Genomic DNA, 10,179 nt, shown 5'->3' on the forward strand with positions numbered 1-10,179 from the left:
GACTTTGCGCTCCTCGATTCCCCCTGCCCTCATATGGTGGTCGGCTGAGCCTGCCCGTCCCCGCTTCACCGCGGTGTGCGACTCGCAGGTTATCGGGGCAGGAACGCACTCCACCTGACGACAAGGAATCACGAGCCCCTCGCCCGGGCTTCTGGAGGTTATTCCCTTGGCTGCTGCGAGCAACGCATCCACCACCACCCCGAAGAGCGGACGCGGCGCATCCCGCCTCTCGTTCGCGAAGATCTCCGACAAGCTGACCGTTCCCGATCTGCTCGCGCTGCAGACCGAGTCGTTCGACTGGCTGGTCGGCAACGAAGCATGGAAGGCGCGCGTCGCCGAGGCCCAGGCCGCCGGCCGTACCGACGTGCCCGAGATCAGCGGTCTCGAGGAGATCTTCGAGGAGATCTCTCCCATCGAGGACCTGAGCGAGACCATGCAGCTCTCGTTCACGAACCCGTACCTCGAGCCCGAGAAGTACTCGATCGAGGAGTGCAAGGAGCGCGGCAAGACCTACGCCGCCCCGCTGTACGTCGAGGCCGAGTTCATGAACCACCAGACCGGTGAGATCAAGACCCAGACGGTCTTCATGGGCGACTTCCCGCTCCAGACCGACAAGGGCACGTTCATCATCAACGGCACCGAGCGCGTCGTCGTGTCGCAGCTCGTGCGTTCGCCCGGTGTCTACTTCGACAAGACGCCCGACAAGACCTCCGACAAGGACATCGTGTCCGCCCGCGTGATCCCCTCGCGCGGCGCCTGGCTCGAGTTCGAGATCGACAAGCGCGACCAGGTCGGCGTGCGCATCGACCGCAAGCGCAAGCAGTCGGTCACCGTGTTCCTCAAGGCCCTCGGCCTCACGAGCGAGGACATCCTCGCCGAGTTCGCCGGCTTCGACTCCATCGAAGAGACGCTGTCGAAGGACACGATCCTCACGAAGGAAGACGCCCTCCGCGACATCTACCGCAAGCTGCGTCCGGGCGAGCAGGTCGCCGCCGAGGCCGCCCGCGCGCTGCTGGACAACTTCTACTTCAACCCGAAGCGCTATGACCTGGCCAAGGTGGGTCGCTACAAGATCAACCAGAAGCTCGGTCTCGACCAGCCGCTGTCCGACTCCGTGCTGACCGTCGACGACATCGTCGCCACGATCAAGTACCTCGTGCGTCTGCACCGCGGCGACACCACGTTCGACGGTGTCCGTCACGGCCAGCCCGCCGAGATCCGTCTCGACGTGGACGACATCGACAACTTCGGCAACCGTCGCATCCGCGCCGTCGGCGAACTCATCCAGAACCAGGTCCGCACCGGTCTGTCGCGCATGGAGCGCGTCGTCCGCGAGCGCATGACCACGCAGGACATCGAGGCGATCACGCCGCAGACCCTGATCAACGTGCGCCCCGTCGTGGCCGCGATCAAGGAGTTCTTCGGCACGTCGCAGCTGTCGCAGTTCATGGACCAGAACAACCCGCTCGCGGGTCTGACCCACAAGCGTCGCCTCTCGGCGCTGGGCCCCGGCGGTCTGTCCCGTGAGCGTGCCGGCGTCGAGGTCCGTGACGTCCACCCGTCGCACTACGGCCGCATGTGCCCGATCGAGACGCCGGAAGGCCCGAACATCGGCCTGATCGGTTCGCTCGCGTCGTTCGCGCGCATCAACGCGTTCGGTTTCATCGAGACCCCGTACCGTCGCGTCGTCGACGGTCGCGTGACCGACACGATCGACTACCTCACCGCGAGCGAGGAGGCCGACCACATCGTGGCGCAGGCCGGTGTCGCGCTCAAGGCCGACGGCCACTTCGTCGAGGACCGCATCCTCGCCCGCCGTGGTCAGGGTGGCGAGGTCGACCTGTTCCCGATCGAGGAGATCGGCTACATGGACGTCTCGCCGCGCCAGATGGTGTCGGTGGCGACCTCGCTCATCCCGTTCCTCGAGCACGACGACGCCAACCGCGCCCTCATGGGTGCGAACATGCAGCGCCAGGCCGTGCCGCTCGTCCGCAGCGAGTCGCCCATCGTGGGTACCGGTATGGAGGGCTTCGCCGCGATCGACGCCGGTGACGTCGTCACCGCCGAGAAGTCGGGTGTCGTCCTGGAGGTCTCGGCCGACGTCGTCACGGTCCAGCTCGACGAGGGCGGCACGCAGGACTACTTCCTCCGCAAGTTCGACCGCTCCAACCAGGGCACGTCGTACAACCAGCGCGTGGTCGTCTCCGCGGGCGACCGCATCGAGGCCGGCGAGGTCATCGCCGACGGTCCCGCGACCGAGAACGGCGAGCTCGCCCTCGGCAAGAACCTCCTCGTCGCCTTCATGACCTGGGAGGGTCACAACTTCGAGGACGCGATCATCCTCAGCCAGGACCTCGTGAAGGACGACACGCTGTCGTCGATCCACATCGAGGAGTACGAGGTCGACGCGCGCGACACCAAGCTCGGTAAGGAGGAGATCACCCGTGACCTCCCCAACGTCAGCCCCGACCTGCTGAAGGACCTCGACGAGCGCGGCATCGTCCGCATCGGCGCCGAGGTGCGTCCCGGCGACATCCTCGTCGGCAAGGTCACGCCCAAGGGTGAGACCGAGCTGTCGGCGGAGGAGCGTCTGCTCCGCGCGATCTTCAACGAGAAGAGCCGCGAAGTCCGCGACACCTCGCTGAAGGTGCCCCACGGTGAGCAGGGCACGATCATCGCCGTCAAGGAGTTCAACGCCGAGGACGGCGACGACGAGCTCGGCTCGGGCGTCAACCGTCGCGTCGTGGTCTACATCGCCCAGAAGCGCAAGATCACCGAGGGTGACAAGCTCGCCGGCCGCCACGGCAACAAGGGTGTCATCGCCAAGATCCTCCCGATCGAGGACATGCCCTTCCTCGCCGACGGCACCCCCGTCGACGTCGTGCTGAACCCGCTCGGCATCCCGGGTCGAATGAACTTCGGCCAGGTCCTCGAGCTCCACCTCGGCTGGATCGCCCAGCAGGGCTGGAAGGTCGAGGGCACGCCCGAGTGGGCGGCGCACCTGCCCGAGCAGGCCCGCGAGGCCGCGCCCGGCACCAAGGTCGCGACCCCCGTGTTCGACGGCGCCTTCGAGGACGAGATCGCGGGTCTGCTCGACTCGACGATCCCGAACCGCGACGGCGAGCGTCTGATCGACTCCACCGGAAAGACCATCCTGTTCGACGGTCGCCACGGAGAGCCGTTCCCGGCGCCCATCTCGGTCGGCTACATGTACATCCTGAAGCTGCACCACCTCGTCGACGACAAGATCCACGCACGCTCGACGGGCCCCTACTCGATGATCACCCAGCAGCCGCTCGGCGGTAAGGCCCAGTTCGGTGGCCAGCGCTTCGGTGAGATGGAGGTGTGGGCGCTCGAGGCCTACGGTGCCGCGTACGCGCTGCAGGAGCTCCTCACGATCAAGTCCGACGACATCCTCGGCCGCGTCAAGGTGTACGAGGCGATCGTCAAGGGCGAGAACATCCAGGAGCCCGGCATCCCCGAGTCCTTCAAGGTGCTCATGAAGGAGATGCAGTCGCTCTGCCTGAACGTCGAGGTCCTCTCGGCCGACGGCACGGCGGTCAACCTCCGTGACACCGACGACGACGCCTTCCGCGCCGCCGAAGAGCTCGGCATCAACATCTCCAGCCGCTTCGAGTCCTCGTCCATCGACGAGATCTGACCCGGCCAGGCAACGAACAGAATTCCGACACAGGAGAACCAGTGCTCGAATCAACCACTTTCGATCAGCTTCGTATCGGCCTGGCCACCGCCGACGACATCCGTCGTTGGTCCTTCGGTGAGGTCAAGAAGCCCGAAACCATCAACTACCGCACCCTGAAGCCCGAGAAGGACGGTCTGTTCGGCGAGCAGATCTTCGGACCTTCCCGGGACTGGGAGTGCGCGTGCGGCAAGTACAAGCGCGTCCGCTTCAAGGGCATCGTCTGCGAGCGCTGCGGCGTCGAGGTCACCAAGTCCTCGGTCCGTCGCGAGCGCATGGGCCACATCGAGCTCGCCGCTCCCGTGACCCACATCTGGTACTTCAAGGGCGTGCCCTCGCGCCTCGGCTACCTGCTGGACATGGCGCCGAAGGACCTCGAGAAGGTCATCTACTTCGCCGCCTACATGGTCATCTCGGTCGACGAGGATGCTCGTCACCGCGACCTGGCGACGCAGGAGAACAACATCCGTCTCGAGCTGAAGACGCTCGGCGACCGTCGCGACTCGCGCATCGCCGCCCGTCTGGCGAAGCTGGAGGAGGAGCTCGCGGCCCTCGAGGCCGAGGGTGCCAAGGCCGACCAGAAGAAGAAGGTCAAGGACGCCGCCGAGAAGGACATGACCTCGATCCGCAAGAACGCGGACGAGCAGATCGCCAAGCTCGAGCGCGTGTGGGAGGACTTCCGCACGCTCGAGGTCGGCGCCCTGAAGCCCGAGGACGACGTCTTCCACGAGCTGCAGGACCGCTTCGGTCAGTACTTCGAGGCCCACATGGGTGCCGAGTCGATCAAGCGTCGCCTCGAGACCTTCGACCTGCAGGCCGAGGCCGACAGCCTCCACCTGCAGATCTCCGAGGGCAAGGGTCAGCGCAAGATCCGCGCGATCAAGCGCCTCAAGGTCGTCAACTCGTTCCTGCAGACCGGTATGTCGCCGGCCTCGATGGTGCTCGACGTCGTTCCGGTGATCCCGCCGGAGCTGCGCCCGATGGTCCAGCTCGACGGTGGCCGTTTCGCCACCTCCGACCTGAACGACCTCTACCGTCGCGTGATCAACCGCAACAACCGCCTCCGTCGCCTCATCGACCTCGGTGCCCCCGAGATCATCGTGAACAACGAGAAGCGCATGCTGCAGGAGGCCGTCGACGCGCTGTTCGACAACGGCCGCCGCGGTCGTCCCGTCACGGGTACCGGCAACCGCGCCCTGAAGTCCCTGAGCGACATGCTCAAGGGAAAGCAGGGTCGCTTCCGCCAGAACCTGCTCGGCAAGCGCGTGGACTACTCGGGCCGTTCGGTCATCATCGTCGGACCCCAGCTGAAGCTGCACCAGTGCGGTCTGCCCAAGCAGATGGCGCTCGAGCTCTTCAAGCCGTTCGTGATCAAGCGCCTGATCGACCTCGGTCACTCGCAGAACATCAAGGCCGCCAAGCGCGCCGTCGAGCGCTACCGTCCCGAGGTCTGGGACGTGCTCGAGGAGATCATCCGCGAGCGTCCCGTGCTGCTGAACCGTGCACCCACCCTGCACCGTCTCGGCATCCAGGCGTTCGAGCCCCAGCTCGTCGAGGGTAAGGCGATCCAGCTGCACCCGCTCGTCTGCGCGGCGTTCAACGCCGACTTCGACGGTGACCAGATGGCCGTCCACCTGCCGCTGTCGGTCGAGGCCCAGGCCGAGGCCCGCGTGCTGATGCTCGCGTCGAACAACATCCTGAAGCCGTCGGACGGCCGCCCGGTGACCCTGCCTTCGCAGGACATGATCATCGGTCTGCACCACCTCACCACCCTCAAGGAGGGTGCGGTGGGCGAGGGCCGTGCGTTCGGTTCGGTGGGCGAGGCGATCCTGGCCAAGGACGAGGGCACCCTCGACCTGCAGGCCAAGGCGCGCATCCGCATCCCCGGCCTCACGTTCCTCGAGGGCCAGGCGCCCGAGGGCTACGAGCGGCACGGTCTCGTGGATGCCTCGCTCGGACAGGCGATCTTCAACGACACGCTCCCCAAGGGCTACCCGTTCGTCCGCGAGCAGGCCGACAAGGGCAAGCTGTCGCAGATCGTCAACAAGCTGGCGGAGGAGTACCCGAAGGTCGAGGTCGCCGCATCGCTCGACCGGATCAAGGACGCCGGTTTCTACTGGGCCACGCGTTCGGGTGTGACGGTCGCGCTGAGCGACATCCTCACGCCCCCGAACAAGGGCGAGATCGTCGCGGGCTACGAGAAGCAGGCCGCGAAGGTCCAGGCGCAGTACGAGAAGGGTCTGACCACCGACGCCGAGCGTCGTCAGGAGCTCATCAAGATCTGGACCGAGGCCACGGATGCCGTCCAGAAGGCGATGCGCGACAACTTCCCGGCCGACAACACCATCAACCGCATGGTCTCGTCGGGCGCCCGTGGTAACTGGCTGCAGATCCGCAACATCGCGGGTATGCGAGGGCTCGTGAACAACCCGAAGGGTGAGATCATCCCGCGTCCGATCATCTCCTCGTACCGCGAGGGTCTGTCGGTCGCCGAGTACTTCATCGCGACGCACGGTGCCCGTAAGGGTCTGGCCGACACGGCCCTCCGTACGGCCGACTCGGGTTACCTGACGCGTCGTCTGGTGGACGTCTCGCAGGACGTCATCATCCGCGAGGAGGACTGCGGCACGTCGAAGGGCCTCGAGCTCCCGATCGCCGCGGTCGACTCGACCGGCACCCTCGTCAAGGACGCCAACGTCGAGAACTCGGTCTTCGCTCGCACGCTCGCCACGGCGGTCGTCGACGCGCAGGGCACGGTTCTGGCGGAGGCCGGCGACGACGTGGGCGACGTGCTCATCAACAAGCTGGTCGAGGGTGGTGTGGAGTCGATCAAGGTCCGCTCCGTGCTGACCTGCGACTCGGCCGTCGGTGTCTGCGCGAAGTGCTACGGCCGTTCGCTCGCGACCGGAAAGATCGTCGACATCGGTGAGGCCGTCGGCATCATCGCGGCCCAGTCGATCGGTGAGCCCGGTACCCAGCTGACGATGCGTACCTTCCACACCGGTGGTTCCGCGTCGGCCGACGACATCACGCAGGGTCTGCCCCGCGTGCAGGAGCTGTTCGAGGCCCGTACCCCCAAGGGTGCGTCGCCGATCGCCGAGGCCGACGGCCGCATCACGATCGACGAGACCGAGAAGGCCAAGAAGGTCATCCTCACGCCCGACAACGGCGACGAGCCCGTCGTGTACCCGGTCCTGAAGCGTGCGACCCTCCTCGTCGAGGACGGCCAGCACGTCAAGGTCGGCGAGCCCCTCCAGGTCGGAACGCTCGACCCCAAGGAGGTCATGCGCGTGCAGGGTGCCCGCGAGGTGCAGAAGTACCTCGTGAACGGCGTCCAGGGCGTGTACCGCTCGCAGGGTGTGCCGATCCACGACAAGCACATCGAGGTCATCGTGCGCCAGATGCTGCGCAAGGTCACCGTCGTCGACCACGGCGACACCGACCTGCTGCCCGGTGAGCTGGTGGACTTCAAGCGCTACCAGACCATCAACCGCGAGGCGGTCGGCGAGGGCAAGCGTCCCGCGTCGGGTCGCCCCGAGCTGATGGGTATCACCAAGGCGTCGCTCGCGACCGAGTCGTGGCTGTCGGCCGCGTCCTTCCAGGAGACGACCCGCGTCCTCACGCAGGCGGCCATGGAGGGCAAGAGCGACCCGCTGGTCGGCCTCAAGGAGAACGTCATCATCGGAAAGCTCATCCCCGCCGGAACGGGTCTTGCGAAGTACCGCAACGTCACCGTCGAGGCGACGGAGGAGGCCAAGAGCGAGCGGTACCCCAACCGCATCTTCGCCTCGGACGGCGCGTACAGCGACGCCGACCTGAGCTACGTCGATTTCGACAGCTTCTCGACGGACGACTTCACGCCCGGCACTTATAACTGATCGACGGATGCCGCACCCCGGTGCGGCATCCGGATCCCCGAAGGCCCTCGGCTCGCGCCGGGGGCCTTCGTCGTGCCCGGGGCGTTTCCGACGGATGACGTGTCGTGTGCGCGGCGTGTCGGGGAGGCTGCGTGAGGGGTGCCCTCGCCTACCGTGGTGGGGGAGGAACGGATGGCTCGAGTCGGTGGCCGCAGTGCGTGGATCGCGTGGCCGGTGGGCGTGCTGTGCGCCGCGGTCGTCGCGACCCTGCTCGTGCTGGCCGCGCCGGGTCTGCCGGGTGCCGTGACGTTCGTCGGCGATACGCTGCGCGCCGGCTCGACGACCCCGCCGTGGACCGACGCCCCGCGCGTGCCGGGCCCCGCGACGACCTGCCGTGACCTCTACACCCAGCCGATGTGGTCCGAGCTCGTGTGGTCGCCGGAGGCGCTGCTGACGCAGCGGCACACCGGGCCGCTGTCCACGCCGGAGGCGGTCGCGGCGGCTGCGCCGACCCCCGTGATCACGTGCCATTGGCGGGGCGAGGGCGGGCGATGGCTCGAGAGCAGCGTGGCCACGGTCTCCGCCGACGGTGCCACCGCCGTCGAAGCGACGTTGTCCGGTCAGGGCTTCACGTGCGCGACCGACGCGGACACCGTCCACTGCGAGCGCACGGCCGACGGAGTCACGGAGGTCCACGACCTCCGCGGCGACCGGTGGGTGTCGTCGACGTTCTCGGGATGGATGCCGGACGGATACACCGCGGTCGTGGCATCCCGCGCCTTCGGCGAGTGACGCGACGTCGTCAGCCGTAGATCGCGGCGATGATGCTCGCGGTGTAGCCCGTCGGGGCGAGGTTCGAGTACTGCGTGTCGATGAGGACGTCGTTGCGCCAGAACAGGGTGCGGCCGTCGTTGACGGCGTACGTCGTGTTGATCCAGGTCTTCTCGCAACGCGTGCCCTCGTCGGGGGTGTAGCAGCTGAAGCCCTGGGTGTTGACGAGGTCGTTGAGCATGTCGAGCGCGGGGCCACGGTCCATGCGGGAGATCCGCGTGACGAGACCCGTGGTGTCGGCCGCGGGGTCGCGCCAGATGCAGACGAGCGACCCGTCGGGCTGGACCCCGGATGCGCCGAGCTTCGGATCGTTCAGCGGAATCGAGCCGAGCTGCGACAGCACGTCCGCGGTGAGGATCGCGCGGCAGTCGGTCGGAATGGACGCCGGGGCCACGGTCGGCGTGATCGTCGGTATCGGGGTGCCGGTGGGTGTGGAGGAGACCACCGGCGCGGATCCGGTCGGCCCCGGTGCGGCATCCGGGTCGGGGGCGCACGCGCTGAGGGCGAGTGCCGCGGCCAGCGCGAGCACCGCGGCGAGAGCCGTGGACGTCGGTCGACCGGTCATGCCGCCCACCCTAGGCGGCACCGCCGACACGGTCGAGACCGACACACGACGGCACGCCTCCCCGGCGCGGGTCGCCGCGCGGGTTAGCCTGGCGACGCACCATATCTGCGCGCGTGAGGAGACCCCGATGAGCGACCCCCAGTCGTACGGCGACCCCGTCGACGAGCCCAAGGAAGAGGCGCACGACGTCGTCGGACGTGCCCACGAGGGGCTCGCCGACGCCGAGGCCGCCCGCCGCGACGCGGTCGAGCCGGAGGAGGCCGCCGCCGCGTGGAAGGAGCGCGAGTCGCAGCAGGCCGCCGCCGCGACCACGGTGCACGACGCGTCGCCGGTCGAGCCGAGCACGTCCACGGCCGTCTCGGCGCCCGCCGCGCACCGTTCCGTCGACCTCGACGACGAGGACGCCCGGTGGGCCGCCTATGCCGCGTCGGCGGAGCCCGAAGCCCCTGCCGCCGAGCCGGTCCGCGACGAGTACCGCACCGACGCGACGGTTCCCGCCGCCGCGGCTGCCGGTGCCGCCGCGGCCGCCCCCACCGTCGCGTATGCCGACGAGTCGCGTCCGGTCGGCGCCGCGCAGCCGATCTTCGTCCAGGCCCCCGAGGCCCCCCGTCCGCGCGGCAACCGCGGTGCCGCCGGTGCCATCGGCCTCCTCGCGGCGCTCGTGTTCGCCGTCCTGTATCTCGCCGCGACGCTCGGCCTCGGCCTGCTCCTGGGCAGGATCCAGATCGACGGTCTCGCGGATGCCGCCCTCTCGGCGCTCGCCACCTGGACGCTGTGGGTTCCGACGGTGGCGTTCTTCGTCGGCTTCTGGTTCCTCGGTTCGCTCATCAACCGGGGCGGCTGGGGCCACTGGGTCGTCTGGGGTCTGATCGTCGGCGTGATCTCGTGGGGCGGCTACATCCTGGGTGCGCTCTTCGCCGCTCCCTTCTGGATGCTGACAGTCCGCCAGGGCGTGGACGTCGTCCAGGCGAGCGTCCTTGCGCCGCTCGCGATCGTCGCCTTCGTGCTCGGTCGCGAACTCACCGTGTGGTTCGGCGCGTGGGTCGCCCGCCGCGGTCGCCGCGTCACCGAACTGAACGACGAAGCGCAGCGCGAGTACGAGCGCACGCTCGAAGCGGGCCCGGTCCTCTCGCAGTGACCCGGATGCCATGACGGACACGCCACGACCGGCGGGGGTGACCCCGCCGGTCGCCGTCGTTTTCGCGACGGCGACGTTCCTCGCCCTC

Annotated in this window: 5 protein-coding genes; 4 read left to right on the forward strand and 1 reads right to left on the reverse strand. The window is 68.1% G+C overall.

The features are described 5' to 3' along the window. Positions 1-166: 166 nt before the first annotated feature. The 3 genes from rpoB (at position 167) to AVW09_RS04325 (ending at position 8,349) form a co-directional block, all read left to right on the forward strand. Positions 167-3,661 carry a DNA-directed RNA polymerase subunit beta gene (rpoB, locus tag AVW09_RS04315; RefSeq protein WP_063256842.1) on the forward strand — a complete coding sequence of 1,165 codons (3,495 nt, stop codon included), beginning with the start codon at positions 167-169 and terminating at the stop codon, positions 3,659-3,661. Between the two features lie 41 nt (positions 3,662-3,702). Next, entirely contained in the window at positions 3,703-7,578 is a 3,876-nt protein-coding gene (rpoC, locus tag AVW09_RS04320) for a DNA-directed RNA polymerase subunit beta' (RefSeq protein WP_063256843.1), read from the forward strand. 171 nt (positions 7,579-7,749) lie between these two features. Next, positions 7,750-8,349: a hypothetical protein gene (locus AVW09_RS04325; RefSeq protein WP_063256844.1), complete on the forward strand. Its 600-nt coding sequence runs from the start codon at positions 7,750-7,752 to the stop codon at positions 8,347-8,349. 10 nt (positions 8,350-8,359) lie between these two features. Here AVW09_RS04325 and AVW09_RS04330 read toward each other — a convergent pair whose 3' ends face one another. Further along, positions 8,360-8,953 carry a hypothetical protein gene (locus AVW09_RS04330; protein ID WP_063256845.1) on the reverse strand — a complete coding sequence of 198 codons (594 nt, stop codon included), beginning with the start codon at positions 8,951-8,953 and terminating at the stop codon, positions 8,360-8,362. Positions 8,954-9,080: 127 nt separating this feature from the next. On the opposite strand from AVW09_RS04330, the gene AVW09_RS04335 reads away from it, so the two are divergent. Then, positions 9,081-10,091 carry a hypothetical protein gene (locus AVW09_RS04335; protein WP_063256846.1) on the forward strand — a complete coding sequence of 337 codons (1,011 nt, stop codon included), beginning with the start codon at positions 9,081-9,083 and terminating at the stop codon, positions 10,089-10,091. Positions 10,092-10,179: the final 88 nt, after the last annotated feature.

The organism is Microbacterium sp. T32 (assembly GCF_001619615.1).
Classification (GTDB): domain Bacteria; phylum Actinomycetota; class Actinomycetes; order Actinomycetales; family Microbacteriaceae; genus Microbacterium.

Excerpts from the sequence above, each read along its gene's own strand:
- AVW09_RS04325 (WP_063256844.1), top strand. The coding sequence starts at position 7,750 with ATGGCTCGAGTCGGTGGCCGCAGTGCGTGGATCGCGTGGCCGGTGGGC.
- AVW09_RS04330 (WP_063256845.1), bottom strand. The coding sequence starts at position 8,953 with ATGACCGGTCGACCGACGTCCACGGCTCTCGCCGCGGTGCTCGCGCTG.
- AVW09_RS04335 (WP_063256846.1), top strand. The coding sequence starts at position 9,081 with ATGAGCGACCCCCAGTCGTACGGCGACCCCGTCGACGAGCCCAAGGAA.